The organism is Streptacidiphilus sp. MAP12-33 (genome assembly GCF_041261265.1).
Classification (GTDB): domain Bacteria; phylum Actinomycetota; class Actinomycetes; order Streptomycetales; family Streptomycetaceae; genus Streptacidiphilus.
This window is the reverse complement of record NZ_JBGCCA010000053.1, coordinates 13,244-31,365: the sequence shown is the minus strand read 5'-3', so window position 1 is coordinate 31,365 and position 18,122 is coordinate 13,244. Positions and strand designations below refer to the sequence as shown.

Sequence of the window (18,122 nt, the reverse complement as noted above, 5' to 3'; positions counted from 1 at the left end):
CGCCTCAGCGCAGCCAGCCCCGGCGACGCATTCTGGAACGCTGCCAGGGCCTCTGCAGGGTCCTTCAACCGGTATGACGGGGCCTGGGTGCCAATGGGGTCATCCACGAAGGCAACCCTGCCAGTAGAACCCCATGCCCACACAGGCGGGTGGCAGCATCGCCCTGACACACCTTCGGCGCCCGCCCGACATCACGCCTTCAGGCTCAGTAGATTCATCGGGTGATCGATGAACCCCTCAGGCGTCTGACCAGGGCCGAATACGACGGCATCTTGGACCGCTTCGATGCCAAGTTCGACTTCCGCCCCAACATCTATGCCTTCCCGGGGATCATCGAGACTTCGCCGTCGATCACGTGGAGCCTCGACGCGCTGAGCGATGACCCTGGCGACCGGAAGCTCGACCGTCTGGTCGACGTGGTGCAGGAAGGACTCGCTCGCTGTAGCGCCTCTGGGGAGTCGTTGTGGATCTTGGACTGGCAGCACACGTGCTATCGGCTGCGTCCGGATCTGCCGACGACCGACATGTTCCTGCCCCGAGTTCTTGAAGGGCGCTCGCGTGAGGGCTGGCCGCTCAGCCCGTATCCGGACGGGGACTACTTCATCTTCCTGGCGGAGGACCTGCGTTTCGGCACCTTCGGCCACCCCTGGGAACACTCGCTCTGCGTGTTCGGTGGCGAACTGCTCGATGCTGTGCAGGACGACCTGCAGCAGTTGCTGCAGGTCGTCCTCCGCCGGGACGGGATGCCGGTCGGCTGACCGGCCGTCACGCTCTGGTACTTGTCACATCGCAGCAGCTTCGGGAGTACAGGGCCGGGAGTCTGTCAGGGGCTTTAACTGGAGCGCCTTTGGTAGGCAATGGTGATCCCGTAGACCAGGATGGCGCCCAGCACCCACCCCAGCACCATCAGGAAGGTGGCCACCCAGCTGGTGGCACCCAGCGTGAGCCACAGCGTTCGCTGCCCGAAGCTGACCACTGGCAGGAGCAGGTCGAGGGTATAGAGCGCTGGCTGCAAGTGCTTAAGGGCTCCGTCGGTGTCACTTCCGTAGGCGACCACTAGCGTCTCGCTGGGCTTCAACTCGTCGCGACGGATCGAGAAGAATACGGTCCCGAAGATCTCGAAGACCGCCAGCAACCAGAGCACTCGCTCCGGGTGGTAGCCGTAGCCGATGGTAATGCGCAGCAGCCTGGACCAGATCTGCTCGGGCCAGCCCTGGCGTGGCCGCTCCTTCTGGCCTTCGTACATGACGTTCCGGGCGGCGTCGGCGCGGCCCGCGGCCCGGTAGACGGCGGCGAGTTGCTCGTAGATCTGAGCCGAATAGGCGCTGCCCTTGAGCCAGTCAATCCGGGTGCCAACGCTCCTTGTGTCGAAGTCAGATAGGGACGTGTAGGTGAAGTCGGCCAGCAGCGTTTTGGCTTCGGGCCAGAACGTCAGGTCGTCATCCAGGAGGCCTACGCTGGCCTGCTGGAGGTCGACCTGGCCGCCCACGGCGCTGTCGGCCCTGAGTTCCAGGGTGCCGGTAACGGTGGTTCCCTCGAGGTCGAGCGCCACGCCGGCGCGTCCGCGACTCAACTTCGGCTTGATGATCCGTAGGTCGCTGCCGATCCGCGCCGCGCGCATGCGGAGCGTGCCCTCCACGACGAGGCCCTCGTGAAACTCTACGTCCTGCGCGGCCTTCAGGCCGTCCAGGACCAGGGCATCTAGCTCAGGCAGGTGGACCTGGCCGCCGACCTTAAGTTGACCAACCGTCGCAGCCCTGAGATCGACCAGGCCGTCGGCCCGGAATTTGTCCTCCAGAAGCAGGCAGGTGCGGACCGTGAGCTGCTGGGCAGAGATGGCGCACCGATCGGCGTTCTTGAAAGACCCGTCGGACAGGTCGGCCTCGCCGCCGATCTTTGCTCCGGTCAGGTTCACTGTGCCAGTCGCGGTGAATCCCTTGCTGAGCCGCAGGTCGCGGGTGATCTTCACGCCGCGGGCGTCGAGGGCGGCCTCGTTGGATCTGGGGCAGGAGATGGACCCGCCCCGGCAGTCGAGGGTTCCTTTGATCACCGAGTCGGCCAGGATGACCTTCCCCACTGCGCGGAAGCCGTTGCGGTCGGTCTCGGTCGGCGAGGAAGCAGTTGTGAAGTTGACGTCGCGGGCGTGGAGGCCGCGTGCGTCGATCGCGGTGTCCGAGGGGTGGAGGAACTGAGCGCCTTTGGCGTCCACGTTGCCGTTGACGGTCGCGCCGGCCAGCAGGACGGCGCCCTCCGCGGTGAAGCCGTCCCCGAAGACCAGGTTCTGCTCGACATGGGCTCTGGCCAGGTCAAGGGCTGGGGCGTTGCCTGAGTGATGAAATTTGGCATTCCCGAAGTCCAGCGATCCGCCGATCTTCGCTCCGGTCAGGTCTACTGCGCCGTCCGCGAAGAACCCCTCGACGAAGAACATGTCCTCGCCGATCTTCAATTCGCTGGCACGCAGGGCTTTCCTGCCACGGCAGTTCAGCGTCGCCTTGCGGAGGTCGAGCTGACCCTCGATCCGCGCCCCGATCATGTTGGTCAGGCCTGTAACAGTGGTCCCCCTGAAGAATGCGTCAGAGCCGACCGAGATCCCGGACATTTCCAGAGTTGCCTTCGGTTCCTCTCTGCCGAGGAAGACGGCGTTGCTCAGGTCAAACTGTCCCTCGACCTGGGCACCGGTGAGTTCAACGAAGGCGCAGGTGGATCCCTGGAGGTAGACATTGGTCTCGGTGTGGAGCTGGCCCGCTTTGAGTCCGGCCAGGTGGCAGCCCACCAAATAGACACCCGGAGCGGTTGCCTGTTCCAGGATGGCGACCTCGAGGCATGACAGCCCGTCAGTTGCAGGGTGCCGCTCAGTGTGGCGGCCTCGAAGTCGAGTTTGCCCTCGATCCTGGCACCCTTCAGTTGCAGCCGGAGGACCCGCGGGGCGAGTTCTGGATCGGTGAGCAGGTGACGGATGACGGACGCCCGGATGGTCCGGTCGGGCCCCCAGTTCTCGCCGTGGCTGGGGTCGCCGCTGCCGAGGTCGAGCTCTGCTCCTCCCGAGAGAACCTTCAGGTAGAGATCACGCTCCTGGCCCTTCCAGGGTGCGAGGTTTGCTGGGAGATCCTTCGTCGGCATCGCGTGCTCCCTGGGCTCTGACTCGAACAACCGTCGCTGCCAGTCACGCTACGGCGGACCACCTGCAGCGGGGCGCGCCTCCACCTGTGGCTTCTCCAGTCACACCCGTTCGGGCCTGGTGTGGGATTTCTCCTCGCGGCGGAGCCCCGACCAGGCCGTGCGCAGCCCCCGCCGAAAGCCGATCATGATGGTTCTTCGGGAATCCTGAAGAACCATCATGATCGATTCAATCCGTTCGCCGTCAACTACAGAGCTGACCTGGGGCAACGAGCTGTCCGCAGGCGGCGGAACTCATGGGATATCCCACAACCGCAGGAGCGTCAGCGCGGGCCGCGGCCGTTCGGCGGCGTGGTGAGGCTGCCGCGGTGGAGCGGGGTGACGTTCGGTTGGTGGCCGGCCAGGATGTCGCGTAGTTCCTGGGTCTCCAGGGTGAGGCGGGTGTTCTCGGCGAGGAAGCCCTGGACGTCGGCCTGCAGTGCGGCGATCTGGGTGTTCTTGTTGGCGAGAGTCTTCTTCAGTTCGGTGATCTTGCGTCGTAGTCGGATCTCGACGTCGGGCGTGGCTCCGCGAACCTTGACCTTCTCGTAGAAGTCGTTCTTCAGGTCGATGTGGCGTTGGGTGAGGGCGTTGCGGGGGACGCCGGCTTCGATGGCAAGGGCGACGATGGTCCAGGCGCCGTTGGAGCGTTCGGGGACGCCGCCCAGGATGCGTTCCATGGCGGCGCGGATGCGTGTGCGTTCGTCGGGGGCGGGGTTCATGCAGGGTTCTCCTGGTGGGTGATGCGCGTGCGGTCGTGGTCGTCGGCCCAGGCGCGAAGCCGAACGGCGTTGGCGTGGAGCCGCTGTGCGATCGGGGCCGGCGTTCGGAAGGCCTTGGCCTCGAGTTGGGTGGCGCGCCGGCGGAGCGCTGCTGCCTGCTTGTCGGTGCGGATGGTGTTCGCGCAGCCGGGGACGCAGGCGTGGAGGGTGGGCTGGCTGTTGGGTCCGTCCTTGGCGCACAAGGCGCGGTCGGCGCGGAACAGGCACAGCAGCAGGGCGTGGGGATTGTCGTGGAGGACGGCGCCGTCGCGGGCGAGATGCTGTTTGGCGAGTGTGTGTTTGCGGGCGAAGCCGGCGGTGACGAGGGCGGGGCCGAGACGTTTCGTGGCTGCGGCGGCTCGGAGGGCCTGGCGGGCAGCGGGGCCGGAGACGCCTTCGCCCTCCTGAAAGCGTTCGTGGAGGTCGGCGGCGGCGTCCGCGGTGGCGAGTGCGGTCTCCAGGTCGAGCAGATGGTGGATGCCATGTCGTGAGCGGCTGCCGTAGCGGCCGGACTCGTCCGTGTCGAGGGCGGTGCGCAGGTGGCCGTACTGGATGGCGAGGGCGACCAAGCCACCGGGACGGCGGGCGATGTGCCAGGCCAGGGTGCGGCGGAAGCGTGCGGTGCCGATCCGCCCGCTCGGGTCGGGCGGGATCACCTCGCCAGGCAGGTCATGTTCCGCGGCTTCGGCGCTGGCCCAGGCCACGAGGTCCTCGATCCGATCGGACATCACGCCCACTCCGAGCGCCCTGGTGCGATGCTGGGTGCGGTTGGGGTCGTGGATGCCGGAGCCGAAGAGCAGCGCACCGGCGGGAACGAGTTGTTCCAGCAGACGGATGGCCGTGACGACGGGGGTGATGGCCACCCAGGGGACGGCGCGCTCGGCTCCACTGGGCAGGTGGTTGCCGGTGTCAGGGTCCGTGGCGCTCTTGAAGTGCTGGCTGCGAATCAGCAGGTACGGCTCACCGTTCTCCTCGTCCGTCGCCTCCGGGTCGTCGTCCCAGTCCCCGTCGTCGGGATCGACGTCGTCGAGGTGCATACGGATCAGATGGCGCGGCCGGGGTCCGACGGCAGGCTGCTGGGGATCGGGGCAGCAGCCGGAGCGCAGGGCGAGGACTACTGGCGGGAGGGGGTTATTCCGACCGTGCACTATTCCTTCCCTCGCGCCCGGCCAACAGGGGCACGCCCGCGGTTCTGCCCGGCCCTCCGGACACACGTGAGCGTGGGACTGTCGTCCCCAGCCGCTATGGTGCGGCGCATGCAATCGCTGATCACCGCCATCGCCGAACACCAAGAGGCCGCCGATTTCCTGGCCTGGCCTGGTGACTTTGACCTTGATCGAGGGGACCACGTCGGGCCCAGTGGCCGAAGCGCGGGTCGTCGGGCATCTCGACCAGGCCGGGGGATCGCGCCGCGTCCTCACAGCCCTGCTTGATTGAGCACCTGGTGCATCGTGTTCACGGGAAGCAGCCGGTTCGCGGCAGCTCCTGCGGCAACGGCGGAATCGGCGGCACCGAGTAGGCCGATCAGCCGGTCGGCTGGAATGGCGGGGTTGGTCGCGGCTCGACGTCGTACGGTGTCATCGTCGTCGGTCAGCAGAGCCTCGATCGTATCGGCTGGCAATCCGGGGTGTGCTGCGGCGACCGCGCGGTCGTGGGGCTCATCGGAGCGGGCCAGGCCGGTAGCGGCATCGGCGGGGAAGTTCTTGTGGGCGAGCATGTCCCACCGGCTGTAGCTGGTCCACTGCTCGGCGATCTGGGCTAGCAGCCAACCGGGGGCGTTCGGCTGTCGCTCGCACACGAATAGTCGAACCGCGAAGCTTTCGTCGTCGGCGAGGATCTCGACAAACTCGTCTGGTAGATCGGCGCGCATGGCCAGGGTCTTGCGGAAGATCTGGTGCCGGCTTCGGGCGAACGCCAGCTGATCTTGCTCGGACAGGTTTTCGGTCAGCAGCCAGCCGACTATGGTGCTGCTGCGGTCGTCGTAGTCGACCGGTATCGACTCTCGCAACTCCGGGTCGAGGCCGCGCCGGGCGACAACAGCCGCGCGTACTTGGTTGTTCGGATCACGCGCCAAGTCCGCGATGTGCTCGGCCGACAGTGTCGGGTTCGCCGCCACCGCGGCGCGCAAGTCCGGATTCGCCAGGAATCGGCCAGTCAGACCGGCGTCCAGGTCGGCGACTTCGGCAATCTGTCGCAGCAGACCCTCGCTGTAGGCATTGTCTGCAGCGGAGTCGATTTCGGCAAGCATGGCGCGTGCGGCCTCTGTGGGAAGCGGACCATCCAGGCGGAGCAGAAGCATCTGTCGCCCAAAAGCGCCGGTTGCCCGCGACAGGAGTTCTCCGATCCGGCCGGTCGGCGCCAAGGGCCATTCGCTAGCGGCGATGGCGGCCGTTCGCGAGTCCGCGTCATCGAGCATCCTGGCCCGCACATCGTCCGGCAGGTGACGGTTGAAGGCCAGAGCGCGGCGGACTTTCGGTTCTGGGTCATGGGCCAGTAGTTCGTAGACCTCGCGCAGCAGCGGGTCCGGGATTCGGCGCCCGTGTACACCGACTGTGGTGAAGTACTCCGATCCTTCAGCCAGCCAGCCTCGCACCCGCGGGTCGGCGTCGCCGGCGAGAACGACCTGCACCGCAGGCGGGAGGCTCGGGTTCGAGGCGAGATTCGACCGCACGGTCACATCACGGTCGGTGGCAAGCGCCGCTGCAGCGTCCGTGGGTAGGTCGCGCCGCCGGGCCAACCCGGACCGGTCGATGTTCGCCGCCGTCAGGCGAACTAGAACCTCCGGCGGTGCAGACGGGTTGCCGGCCAGGCTGAGTAGCAGTGTCTCCAGGACCGGTTGTGCAATGGCGGGAAGTTCGAAGGAATCGGACACCGCCCCATGGTGCCAGGTCCGCTGCTGGAGCTCTCGTGCCCCCTGCGCATCCGTCGCAGCAAGACGACTCGGCCGTGTTCGTACCCAGGCCGCCCACCTCCCCCTCTCTGTTGCTGAGCGTGCCGCCTTCCCCAACCACTGAACGCTTGGTGGGTTTCAGGTCCGCGGGGGTGCCAACCACCGTTCTGCGCGGCCTTGCTTGTCGGAGTCTCCAGAGCGGCGAGCATGCGCCAGCAGCCGGGCACGCAGCGGCTCGGGCAGGCCGGCGACATCCCGCTTCTGGCGCGGGCGGGTCTTCCAGCCCACCAGATGCCGCACGGCCCCGGCGTCGTGCCGCTCCTCGGCCCGCGGGTCGGCCAGCCCGGCGAGCAGGTCGGCGATCGGCACCCTGCCGAGCAGTTCGCCAGGCACACCCTCGTGGACGGGGTAGCCGGAGCAGCGCCCGCTGCCGGAGCCGTACCAGTGGAGCAGGGCCAGCACCCGCTCCACCGGGTCGGGGAACGTCGCCTGCAGTCGGTCCGTGAGTTCCGCGAGCAGTTCGGGGGTGGGCATGCCGCCGGTGCGGGAGAGGTCGACGATCCAGTCGGCGGTCCCCTCCAGTCCGGCGGGCATCGCAGCCAGCCAGCTGCGCTCCTCTTCAGATCTTTCCTCCGCTCGCTGTCGGTCGGCTTCGAACTGCTGCATGGGGCCGGGCATCCCGTGCCCGTCCAGCCACGCCAGGAGCAGGCGGCCGTCGGCGAGGATGGCGTCGCTCTCCCACTGCCCCCACCTCAGTGTCGCCCCGTGGTGCAGGACGACGGCTGCGAGCCGCTCACCGTCCCTGTCGAACAACTCGAAGCGGACGTCCCCGAGGCACATGCAGTGGAACCCGGGCAGCGACTCCACGGCCATGGCCATCCTGAGCTGGGCCGACTCCACCGGATCTGAGAGGTCCACCCGGATCTTTCCGTACGCCTCGAACCCGCTCACCGAGCTCACCTGAGCCACGTGCGCCTGCTGCAGGACGCTGTCCAGCGCTGTCGTCTCGTCCATCAATCGGTCCCTCCCCGCCCGGGCCACAGGTGCGCAGCCCGCCAGATTCCACCGCAGCTCCGGCTGCCTCGCAACCCGGTTCCCCCGTGCCCACACTTCTGTCAGCTCGCACGCCGACGGGCGAATCCTTCCGGGGTGAGGATGAAGCCGTCCGTGAACAGGGTGCCGCCGTCCCGGAAGGCCCAGAGGACAGGTTCGGCGTGGACGGAAGCCGACGATTGGCTTGGACCCGGGGCGAAGCTGTTCCAGAGGTGGAAGCAGAGCAGGGCGTCGCCACGTTGGTCGGTCCCGTAGGCCAGCGTCTTGGGGTAGTTGGGGTTGTTCCCTCCGAAGAGGACCGAGGGCGGGCCGAACGCTGTGACGATGTCGCTGAGGAGACGGTCCTTGCGGCACCAGGTCTTGCTGACGCGACGGATCTCGTCGTGCTCGGCCGAGGTGAGGGTCCGGTCGAGTCGCAGCCATCCCTGACGGTGTGCGATCTCGGCGTAGACCGAGGCCACGGCGCCCTCGTGTGCATCACCCCAGAGATCTTGGAAGGCTCCGCTCACGCCGGTGTAGGAGGATCCTCGGCGGGTTTGCAGGTCCTTCAGCTCCTGCTGCCATGCCAGCTCGGCGGAGTCCGCGAACGCCACCGCGTCGAGGTAGAGCCTGATCGCCATCTCACCGCCATACATTCCCGGGCGACGCAGGGCGCCGTTCAAGTTTGTGACCAGGTAATCGAGCACTTCTTGGACTGTGCGCTCATCATTGCGGCCGGTCGCGTCGGTCATCGTCTGCCTTCCTGTTGGTCCTCGGCGCGTGCCGCGAGGTACTCGGCCCAGTCGCGTCGGGCGTAGGCGACCCAGCGGATCGCAGTGTGGCGGTGCATGCCGGTCAGGTCGGCGAGGATCGGGCTGGGGAGGTCGGCGGCGAGCGCAGCAAGGGCGGAGTTGCGGGCCGCGCGGACCGAGATTCCGTGGCGGTTGAGCTTTTGCGTCATGGCGTGCGTCGAGATGGGCTTCCCTGGGACCAGGCCCGGGAACAGCAGTCGGGGGCCCGGTGTGGCCTGGGCGAACAGGGCTCGTGAGCCGGGCAGGGGCTCTTCCGCCAGCTGGTGCAGCAGCCCGGCCAGTCGTGGGGGCAGCAGGACGGGGTGACGGCCGAGTCTCAGGTGGGTGTGTTTGCTGCCGAGCTGTAGGTGGTCGGGCGTCAGATTGCAGAGCCGTTCTGTGGACGGACCGAAGAGCAGGGTGATCGCGCCGGCGGCTCGGACGTCCAGGGGCAGGGAGTCGTCGGTGAGACAGCGCTGGAGGATGTGCCAGCGGTCGTCCTCGTCGAGCAGGGTCTGGGGTTCTTGCTGCGGGATGGAGGGGACGGTGAGCTTGCTGGTGAGCTGGCGGCTCGCGGTCCAGTTCAGGAAGTAGCGGATCAAATAGCGCCGTTGGCTCGCGCCGTCGGTGATCCAGTCATCGATGTGCTCTTGAGTGAGGTCTTCGAGTGCCAGTTGCTGCTGGCCGAGCCAGGCCAACAGTTCCAGGGCCACACTGACGCGCCGTCGAAGATCGCGGTCAGCGGACGCCGGGTAGCGGCGGACGGCCGCGCGTTGGCGTGCACGTCGGAGCAGGAACCAGTGCAGGAACGGGCGAGCGAGGTTCGCATGGGCCGCCGGTTTGTCGGCCAGTTCATGCTCCAGCCATCCGGGGATCCGTTCAAGGTCCTCGTTGCGCGCGACCAAGACGCCGGTGTGCACCAGGAGTTGGCGGATGTAGCGCTGGTTCCGGCTGGGCGGCAGCTCGTCGAGCAGCTCGTGGCTGAGCGGACGGTCCTCGGCGGCGAGGCGGGCGAGAAGCCTGCTGTTCGGGCTCTCGCGGATCCACTGGATCGCCTGGAAGGGCGCCGGCACGGCCGCCAGTGCCGTCGCGAGCGGCTGCAACTGCTCGGGGACCACGCCGTCGGCCCCCGCGAGCAGGAGGTTGACCCGCTCGGCGAGAACGCAGAACGCGCACCGGCCCTGACTGTGGGGGTTGCCGGCCCGGCCGCAATGGCGGCAGGTGTAGTCGGCGGCGAAGCCGACGCACGGTCCGCAGACGCCGGCGCTGCCGGCGTCCCGCGCGATGAGCGGCTGGACCGTGCCGCAGCGTGAGCACTCGGCCGGCGACCGGAGGACGGTGTTGTAGCAGGTCATGCAGACCGGCCCGAGCGGCCATCGCGTGTTGACCGGCTTGGTCCGACCGCAGCGGGCGCATGGCTCGCCCTGTCGATTGCGCCGGTAGCAGTTGCCGCAGACGGGCTGGCCCTGGAGCTTGCTGCTGCAGGGGCGGATGCGACCGCAGGCGGAGCAGCTCACCTCGGGGCCGCGGTAGCAGCCGTCACACAGGTCGGGCTCACCGTCGTGCGCGTTGCGTGCGATGCGCTTGAGCTGTCCGCACCGGCCGCAGGGCCGTCGTGGGCGACGGTGGCGGTTGTAGCAGAGGTGGCAGACCGCGCCGTCGACGTCGACCAGTGCCGCGACCGCAGTCTTGCCGCAGGTCACGCAGGTGTGAGTGGGGCGCTTCCAACACCTGACGCACAGGCCCAGGCCGTCTTCTCGGCGAACGACCGGGTTCTGGAGTTCGCCGCACCCGGCGCACTCCTCCAGGCGGGCGGGGTCCTTGTGGTAGCAGGCCGTGCAGATGCCGCCCTCGGGCCGGCGGGCGGAGATCCGCATGCCCTCGCGGTGGCAGCGCGCGCAGGTGGCGCGGCGACTGTTGGCGTCACAGGTTGCGCAGAGCCGTCCCTCGGGCCGGAGCTGGCGAAGGTCTGTCCGCACCGTGCCGCAGTGCGCGCAGCCGGGGCGGACCACCGGATGGCCGCCCTCGTGCAGCACCTGGGTCAGCCGCAGCAGGACCGGCGGGCAGAGAGAACTCCCGGAGGTCAGGGCCGCGGGATGGCCGGCCAGGTGTTCGGCGAGCTCTTCCAGGTAGCGGGCCGCCCCGCGGACGGGGATCGGCACTGCGGCCACCAGTGCGGCTGCGGCCTCCTCGGCATCGAGGCCAGGCAGGGCTGCGGTGAGCCTGGTGGTGACGGCGGTGGTGGCGGCCTCCAGTCGAGCGGCCTGGGCGGCGAGGCGGGCGACGACCGACGGCGCGGTCGGCGAGGGCGCGGTCACAGGCCCTCCGGGCGCCGGATGGAGGTCCGGCGCACGGCCGGAAGCGGGCCGGGCGTCTCGCCGCCGGCCGTCTTGCGGACTTCCTCGTTGACGACCTGGACCTCGATCAGATCGTTCGGCTGGCAGGCGAGGATGTCGCACAGGGCCGCCAGGACGTCCATCGACAGCCGCTGCGGGGGCTGGGTGACTAGCCGGAAGACCTGCTCGCGGGAGAGGGTGATGCCCCGCTCGGCCAGCAGCGGGACCAGGTCGGTGGTCTGGAACATCTCCCGGTCGGCCATGAGCTTGCGCAGGTTCCAGCGGTAGCCCATCTTCTTGATCACTTGGGGTCCTCCCAGATGCCGGGGTAGCGATGGGTCAACTTTCGCTGCAGCAGCCGGTTGCGGTACTCGTCCGAGACGCCGGTGTAGATGGCCGTAGTGCTGGCGTAGCCGTGTCCAGCCTGGTCCTGGACGAACCGCTCCGGGTAGTCGAACTCGACGAGGTGCGTGATATACGAATGCCTCAGACAGTGCAATTTCAGCTCCTCTGGCAGGTCAGCGGCCTTCCGTGCGGCATCGAAGGCTTCGTTCGCCGACCGGCGCGACAGGCGGCCACTGCGTTCGGTGACCCAGATCGCCGGGTGCTTGCCGGCGCCGAACCGGGGGCGGACCTCGGTCAGGTAGTGGTCCAGGACATCGACGATCCAGTCCATCTCCGGGACCGTGAAGATGGTGCGGCGCTTGGGCGGGCTGCCCTTCGAGGACTTCCCAAAGCGGACGAACATCGCCCCGTGGCGCCCGTACTGCGGAGCCGTCGGGTTGCGCCGCAGGTCGGCGACGTCGAGATAGACGCCCTCCCGACGGCGCATGCCGTAGGCGTAGTAGCTCTTGAGCAGGGCGGAGTCCCGCATCGCGGCCAACGCGCCCTTGCGGCCGCGCTTTCGGATCTCCTCGATCCGGCCGTCGGCGGCGTCGAACAGGGCCTGGATCTCGTCGTAGGTGAGCGGGCGACGGCTCGGGTCGCCCTCGTACTCGCTGACGTGGGTGACTGTGTTCCACTCGTGCAGGATCTGCACCGGCACCTGGCCGAAGCGCTCCTGGCAGACGTTCATCCAGCCGTAGCGCGCGTCCGTGATGTACTCGCAGAACAGCCGCAGGTGGTTCTGGTAGCCGCGACCGCTCGACACCGTGAACGTCGGCGTCTTCGCCCGCAGGTGGTCGATGAATGCCTCAACCTCGGCTGGCTGCCACTGCCACGGGTACTGGTTGGTGAACTCGGCGAACCGGCGGACGAGCGACAGTCTCGGCTTGATGGTCGAGTCCCAGTTGAGGAAGCGGCTTCGCTGCTGCTTGGTCCACCCCTCCAGCATTGCCTCGAACACCGCTGGCTCGGGGTCCAGGTACGAGACCCCGTCCACGAGCATCAGGTGTGCCGCCCCAGCCAGATCAGCCGCTCTAGCCACTCCAACCTCCGTTGCGTTAGATGCAACATTGTTGGGATGGCATGCGTCGAGCGCAAGAGCCGCTGGCAGATCGGTCGCCCCCAGCCTGGCGACCACGAAGGCACCCCATCCCACCTGCAGTTATGCGTGTAGCCCGCCCTGCCGGATGTTGCATCAAACGCAATTCCGCCCCCCTTTTTCTGCGGGCGCATGCCGGTCAGGTAGGCGCACACCACGAACGCGGCGGTGACCAGGTGCCGTACCAGCGTGTCCACTTCGTTCAGGTCGATCGCCTGCCTCCAAGGACGCTCACCGATTGTCGCCGTGACGGGCACGTCGAGGGGGCAAGGTCCGGGGTTGGCAGTGACCAGGTCGACGAGCTGGGGATGGGTGCGGTCGCGGGCCGACTGGACCTGGTGCAGGGAGGCGCCGGTGAGTGCGGCGATGTAGGAGCGGGCGAGAGAGGTCCGGCCGCGCCGGCGGGTGACCGGCACCGGTCCGCTCGTTGCGATCAGCGCGTCGGCGTACGCGTCCAGTCGGGCGCGACCGGCCGAGGTGCTGGACTGCGTCCGCGCGGCATCGGCGATCCGTGCCGCTTCGGCACGGGCCGCGAGGATGTCGGTGGACAACTCCTCTACGAGGCGGATCGCCCAGATCAGCAGTGGGCCCATGGTGGCTGGAGTGAGCGGGTCCCGTGCGTTCTCCGGACCAACGGACCTTGTGGCAGGCAGGTAGTCGTCCATGCCGTATTCGTCCCACGGAGGCCGGGCGACCCCGACGGGTGCAGGGCTGAGCTGGTCGAAGGCCCACAGGCGGGTGAGCGCGAGCAGTTGCTTGTGGACGTGGGCACGGCCAGGCCCGGTGTCGCGCAGGGCCAGCGCGTAGTCATGCAGCAGCCCCTGATGGCAGTCCGTCAGTTCGTGGACTCCGCGGTCGGTGAGCCAGCAGGCAAGATGAACCCATTGGCCGACGGTCTCCCGGGCGACCCGGGCCGAGAGCCGGCCGCGCATCCTGCGGCCGCGCGCACGCAGGAAGGTCGCCTGCAGCTCTCGGTTGAGGAACACCCAGGCGATCAGGCGAAGGGGCTCGCGGAATCCGCCTGGGCAGGTGCGCCAGTCGATCGAGGTGAGGTCCTGGCTCGGGTCGTCGATCAGCGGGGCCAGGGACCATACGGCATCCCTGAAGGCGGAGTTGAGGTGGCCGTGATCTCGGATGGCGAGGTGGGCCGGGATGACCAGGGTGGCGGGGTGCGGCAGGCTGTCGCGAATGGGCTGAGGGGTGGTGGTCATGGGTTGAGGTCCCCGTTGATCAGGTCGTCGACAATTTCCCGGTCCGCCGTGGTGGCGCGGCCGTGGGGCGTGCTGCCAGCCCCCTTCGCCGATCTGTCGACGCAGATCCTCCAGGCGCTCATGGGGCTCTCCCCAAGTGCGGTTCCATACCGACGGGTTCTGGACCGAGCGGGCGTTGGTGAGCGCCTGGTGGAGGAGTACCAGCCGCGGGTGGTGTCCGGGGTGGATGCGGGCGTTCTCGCAGCCGAGGCAGAGGAGAAACGACGCCCCGCATCCGCCGTCGTCCAGCGGTGCGGGGCCGTCTTCGGCCCCGGAGCAGTCGGCCGTGACGGTCTCCTGGTGCGCGGGGTCGCCGATTTCGGTGAGGTGCGCGGCGGCGCGGTGGACGCTCGCGCGGGCGTTGTCGAGGGCGTCGGCGGCGCCCGCGGCGATGACGGGCTCGGCTTCGGCCTGGACGCGCTTGTCGGGCAGGAGATAGTGGCGCTCATAGGTGGCCTGGGTGTGCTGGACGGCCTCGCGCCGCTCGGCAGCGACTACGGTTCTCCGGCCGCGCCGGAACGGTGCTCCGGTCCCGGCCGCCTTGCCCCACTCCGCGGTGTCCTCTGCGGTGAGGCCGAAGCGGATCCGGCCCGCGACCGTTCGCCTCGACGGGTCGGTGAGCGGAGGCGATGCGCCGTGGACGTACCAGGCCACCAGCCGGTCTGTATCCCGGTCGCCGGTATGGGTGCGGGCGAGAGTACGGGCGAAGCTCGTCGCCCGGATCGCGCGGGTGAGCAGCCGGCCCGGGGAGTCCGCGCCGGTGTCGGGGATGCTCTCGCTCTCCATCCGGGCGCCACGGTGCTTGACGATCTGCACGGTGAACGTCGGACGACCGTCCGCGCCCGCGTCCGGCGCGGCCCGGGGCACCGGCATGTCGCTGATGACCGCAAGGTTCCAGCCGAAGCGGGCCATCAACAGCACTCCGAGCGAGGTGGCCTCCATACGGTCGAGGAACAACCGCTTCCACGTGGCCTCCGCACCACCTCCGCCCAGCAGCCGTTTGACGTTCGCTGTCACATGGCCGCTGCGGCGACGGGGCACATCTCCAGTCCGAGCGAGCCCGTCCAGCAGCCAGCCGACTTCCCACTCCTGGCTGCCGACGGCGAACTCGCCGGCCGTGAATCGCTCCAGGTGCGCGACGTTCTCCTCGATCCGCCGCAACGCGGCCCGGAATCCTCGCTCCGCGACGAGTCGGACCCGCTCGAACTCTGCCGGGGCGAACGACTCGCGGGCACGGGGCAGCACCGGCACCCGGCGAGCCAGCTCCTCGGCGACCTCGCCGCGCAGCCGCCCATCGGCGCGCAGAAACTCAGAGACGCTCCGGAACGTGTCCCGACCGCCCTGCGTGCCCTTGATGTCCCGCCACCATGCGCGCAGCAGCGCCGCAGGCACCTCATCGAGGTCCCTGGGCACAGGTGTCCAGGCCGCGGTGACCTCGCAGAACCTCCGCAAGTCCCGGAACCGTCCGCGCGAAGTCGCGTGGGAGCCCCACGCCGGCGTCTTCGCGGCGAACAGCACCGCGAGCGAGCGCTGCATCGGCTCGGCCGCCAGCAGCAGCGAGAAGTCGAAAATCCTCACGTGACCGTCACGGTCGCGATGAGAGACCGTCAACCCGGACAGCACATCCTCCGACTCGGAGGTGCGATGGCCGGGCGGCGGCAGCGACGCACGGCGACCCGGCCCGCTCACCGCGCACCCGCCATCCGCGCCTCGATGTCCTGGATCCCCTCCGTCTCCCGGGCGACGCGCGCGAACAGAGCGTCCAGATCGCCGACCGGCTCGGCCGCCGACGGCGGGGCATCGGCCAGCAGCGAGTCCAGCTGCAGGTGCCTCACCGGGGCGAGATAAGTGTCGATCGTGACCTGACGCGTTGCGTGCCCCAGCAGGGCCTGCACCATGTGCCACGGATCCCCGTACAGCAGGCGGAAGTCCCGCCGCTCGGCCGGGCTCAGCCCGTATCGGCGGTCCAGCAACCAGTTCAGGACGACCAACATGAACAGCGCGAAGCTGTGCCGGCCCGCGTGGACCGTGGCGTAGGGCGCCCAGACGCGGAACGGATCGCGCCCCGCGTCCTGCGGCGGGGCGAGGACCAGGCGGCAGCGCTGATTCGCCGCACGAAAGACGGCCTCCCAGGAGTGCGGGTGCAGCGGGAGTCCGGCCTCGTTCAACCACAGCCACATCGGCTCCGGACCGGCAGGACCCTCCGTGAACAGCAGCGTCCGCTCCTGCCAGGTGAGCCGATCCAGTGGCTGCTCGAAGCTGCGACCCAGCCCATCCAGCCATCGCACCCTCGGCCGCGGCCCGTGCGTCACCTCGGTGACCAGGCGCAGGCCAGGCAGTTGGTCGTACTTGCCGTTCGCTTGGGCCTTGGCCACCGCCCAAGCCCGCGACGACTCCACGTAGCTCTCGATATCCCGCACGCTGCCGGTGGCCGCGTAGAACATTCGTGCCGCCTTCGCCCGCGTCACCTCGGCCGCTACCCGGCCCCGGCAGTAACGTCCGCCGGAATGCGGCATGCGCGGCACCTCGAACGTCAGCAGTGAACCTGCTTCCTGGCGACGTAGCCCGGAGGAGACCACAAGTCGGGCGAAGGCGACGTTGCGATCCTCCAGCCGTCCACCCCAGCCCGTTTCGGGCACACCGGCGCCGGTGTGCCCGCGAAGACCGACATCGGTCCACAGCCGCCACGACCGCGGGGTCAGCCAGTGCATGCCGCCAGCTCCGGACCGCGCCGTCATGCCGCGCGACCTCCGCCTTCGCCCGACGCCCTGCATCAGAGATACCGGATCCACCGTCACGTGCCCCTGGTCCACCGCCCACCTGAACAGCCCCGAGAAAGCCGCCAGCTCTCGGTCGGCCTTCGACTCTCCGACCCGCCCAGGATTCTCCGGATCCCGCAGCCGCCAGTCCTCGAAGTCCTCCAGGTCCCGGCTCCGCGCGTCTAGCCAGCGCCGCTCGCGTGACCACAGGAAGGTCAGCAGCAGCGTCAGATCGGTTGCGTAGTTCCGCCGCGTCTCCACCGCAAGCCCTCGGAACGCCCGCGAGCTCCCGTACCCCAACAGCACAGGGTCGATCCGGTAGTCCGGGCCCACGAAGATCGGATCCCCGGCCCGCATGTCCACGGGTGCAGAGCTCGGTCCTCCAGCCCGGTCAGCCCAGTCCTCGCCGACCCAGAAAACCCGCCATCCACGCACCGTTCAGCTCCCCTCAGGGCCCATCAACACGCTGAACGTATAGGGAAATCATCACCACAGAGGCCACCGACGCCGCCGGCCGGGTCCACCCCCGCATGCCCCTCGCACTCGCGCCCGCCGATTTCGAAGCCTGGCTCGACCCGAGCCACCAGGACCCCGCCGAGCTGCGCGCGCTGCTGATCGAGCCCGCCGCCGGACACCTCGGCGCCCGCCAGGTCTCCTTGGCCGTGAACAACGTCCGCAACAACGGGCCCCACCTGCTTGACCCGCCCGACGAGCCGGCCCCGGGTGCGTGACCGATCAGGTGTCGTTGTGAGTGCCTTGGTCGGCGGCCGGCGTGGTGTTCACGCTTCGGTGCTGGTCCAGCGGATGGGGTGGCCGGACGGGTCCGTGGTGAGCCAGGTTCCGTCGCCGAGCGGCCGGAGGTCGTAGGCGTCGCTCGCGTGGGCGTCGAACTCGCCGCGGATGCGCCCGGAGTGCGCGTCGACGCGGTAGTTGCGGAACCACTCCTGTTCGTCGTCGGTTTCGCCGGCGACGGTGACGATGAGGGTGTCCGGGTTCAGGTAGCCGCCGCTCCACTCCACGTACCGTTCTTCGGGGTCGTGCCCGAAGTCCTCAACGGAGAGGCTGAACACGACGTCGCCCTCGGGGTAGGCGTGGATCGCGGCGTCGCCCTGCGTGTGGTCGACGGTCATGAACCGGCTTCCGTCGGGCGACAGGTCGATGAGGCACCGGTCGTCCCAGGGGTAGGTGAACAGATCGATCCCGGCATCGGTCAGCGAGGCGCGGTAGATGACCGAGCCGTCCTGACCTTCGCCTACGTCGAGCAGGACCTGGCCGCTCGGCTCGTGCAGCAGCTGGATTCCGCTGTGTCCGACGGTGTCCAGATCCGCCTGCGCGATGACCGTTCCCGTCGCGGCGTCCAGGGCGACCCATTGGTCGGATCGGTCGCGGCCGGCCATGGCGTCGGGCCGGTAGACCCACACCACGGCCTCGTCCGGGGAGAGCAGGCAGCCGGGATGGTGCCCGTGCCGCCGGACCGACTCAGGTGCCAGGGACGACCGCCAGCGCTCGGTGCCGTCCGTCGTCACGCAGACAACCGCGTTCAAGGTCGTGTAGTAGGCGCGCTGAAGATCATCGGCAACGGTGTGGTCGATCACCTCGTCCCCGGGCGATGGCTGCCAGACCGCGGAGGGTGCCAGCAGGCCCCGTTCGTTGGTGGTCGGGTC

13 protein-coding genes and 1 pseudogene are annotated in these 18,122 nt (G+C 68.8%); 2 read left to right on the top strand and 12 right to left on the bottom strand.

Translation table 11 applies throughout. From position 1 onward, the window contains the following. The first annotated feature begins 221 nt into the window (after positions 1 to 221). Positions 222 to 758, top strand: a complete 537-nt coding sequence (locus tag ABH931_RS36880; protein ID WP_370123681.1) for a DUF2716 domain-containing protein — start codon at positions 222 to 224, stop codon at positions 756 to 758. Positions 759 to 832: 74 nt separating this feature from the next. On the opposite strand, the gene ABH931_RS36875 is transcribed toward ABH931_RS36880, so the two are convergent. From ABH931_RS36875 to ABH931_RS36825, 11 genes are all read right to left on the bottom strand, one after another. Beyond that, a complete protein-coding gene (locus ABH931_RS36875; protein WP_370123679.1) occupies positions 833 to 2,773 on the bottom strand; it encodes a hypothetical protein in 1,941 nt (646 codons plus the stop codon). Between the two features lie 667 nt (positions 2,774 to 3,440). Next, a complete protein-coding gene (locus tag ABH931_RS36870; protein WP_370123678.1) occupies positions 3,441 to 3,878 on the bottom strand; it encodes a hypothetical protein in 438 nt (145 codons plus the stop codon). Next, positions 3,875 to 4,954 carry a hypothetical protein gene (locus ABH931_RS36865; RefSeq protein ID WP_370123676.1) on the bottom strand — a complete coding sequence of 360 codons (1,080 nt, stop codon included), beginning with the start codon at positions 4,952 to 4,954 and terminating at the stop codon, positions 3,875 to 3,877. Before ABH931_RS36865 ends, ABH931_RS36870 begins: the two co-directional genes overlap by 4 nt. 380 nt (positions 4,955 to 5,334) lie before the next feature. Continuing rightward, a complete protein-coding gene (locus ABH931_RS36860) occupies positions 5,335 to 6,789 on the bottom strand; it encodes a hypothetical protein (RefSeq protein WP_370123674.1) in 1,455 nt (484 codons plus the stop codon). A gap of 156 nt (positions 6,790 to 6,945) precedes the next feature. After that, positions 6,946 to 7,821 (bottom strand): hypothetical protein, encoded by an 876-nt coding sequence (locus tag ABH931_RS36855; protein WP_370123672.1) that lies wholly within the window; start codon positions 7,819 to 7,821, stop codon positions 6,946 to 6,948. A gap of 101 nt (positions 7,822 to 7,922) precedes the next feature. Next, on the bottom strand, positions 7,923 to 8,591 hold the full coding sequence (locus ABH931_RS36850; protein ID WP_370123671.1) for a hypothetical protein: 669 nt from the start codon (positions 8,589 to 8,591) through the stop codon (positions 7,923 to 7,925). Continuing rightward, on the bottom strand, positions 8,588 to 10,948 hold the full coding sequence (locus ABH931_RS36845; RefSeq protein WP_370123669.1) for an XRE family transcriptional regulator: 2,361 nt from the start codon (positions 10,946 to 10,948) through the stop codon (positions 8,588 to 8,590). Before ABH931_RS36845 ends, ABH931_RS36850 begins: the two co-directional genes overlap by 4 nt. Continuing rightward, positions 10,945 to 11,271, bottom strand: coding sequence for a helix-turn-helix transcriptional regulator (locus ABH931_RS36840; RefSeq protein ID WP_267052067.1), 327 nt, complete (start codon positions 11,269 to 11,271; stop codon positions 10,945 to 10,947). Before ABH931_RS36840 ends, ABH931_RS36845 begins: the two co-directional genes overlap by 4 nt. Beyond that, complete coding sequence (locus ABH931_RS36835; protein WP_370123667.1) at positions 11,268 to 12,392, bottom strand: tyrosine-type recombinase/integrase; 1,125 nt, start codon at positions 12,390 to 12,392, stop codon at positions 11,268 to 11,270. Before ABH931_RS36835 ends, ABH931_RS36840 begins: the two co-directional genes overlap by 4 nt. After that, positions 12,353 to 15,277, bottom strand: a complete 2,925-nt coding sequence (locus ABH931_RS36830; RefSeq protein WP_370123666.1) for a hypothetical protein — start codon at positions 15,275 to 15,277, stop codon at positions 12,353 to 12,355. The genes ABH931_RS36835 and ABH931_RS36830 overlap by 40 nt, the downstream gene beginning before the upstream one ends. A 107-nt stretch (positions 15,278 to 15,384) precedes the next feature. Continuing rightward, positions 15,385 to 16,815, bottom strand: a complete 1,431-nt coding sequence (locus ABH931_RS36825; RefSeq protein ID WP_370123752.1) for a site-specific integrase — start codon at positions 16,813 to 16,815, stop codon at positions 15,385 to 15,387. Between the two features lie 125 nt (positions 16,816 to 16,940). Between ABH931_RS36825 and ABH931_RS36820 the strand changes: the two are divergent. Continuing rightward, positions 16,941 to 17,189, top strand: a pseudogene (locus ABH931_RS36820) (SOS response-associated peptidase family protein); the annotation flags it as partial. Positions 17,190 to 17,237: 48 nt separating this feature from the next. On the opposite strand, the gene ABH931_RS36815 reads toward ABH931_RS36820, so the two are convergent. Next, on the bottom strand, positions 17,238 to 18,002 hold the full coding sequence (locus tag ABH931_RS36815) for a hypothetical protein (protein ID WP_370123664.1): 765 nt from the start codon (positions 18,000 to 18,002) through the stop codon (positions 17,238 to 17,240). Positions 18,003 to 18,122 lie beyond the last annotated feature (120 nt).